Here is a 241-nt window from a genome sequence, read left to right on the forward strand (position 1 = left end):
AATTTACGCAATGCATTGTTGAGCAAGAAATCAGCTTCTGAGAATAACCAATCAGTAGGTTGTTGAGCATTAGCTTGCGCGCTCACTTTATTGATTTGTGATTGTAAGCCAACTAACTCATGTGATTTGGCATTGATGAGCTCTTCTACTTGTGCAATTTTGTCTTGCGTTGCTTTATTCGCTGACTCTAATTGAGCAAGTTGCGTGGTATCAAATTTTACGTCTTGAGTAGGTGCTGAAA

General features: G+C 39.0%; 1 protein-coding gene. It reads right to left on the reverse strand.

Features of this window, described 5'->3' with window-relative positions; genetic code table 11:
- Window positions 1-241: uroporphyrinogen-III C-methyltransferase (locus CUZ56_RS15435; protein WP_204250982.1), on the reverse strand; the 241-nt coding region annotated here is incomplete at both ends.

Origin of the sequence: Saezia sanguinis (genome assembly GCF_003991585.1) — a bacterium.
In the GTDB taxonomy this organism is placed as follows: domain Bacteria; phylum Pseudomonadota; class Gammaproteobacteria; order Burkholderiales; family Burkholderiaceae_C; genus Saezia; species Saezia sanguinis.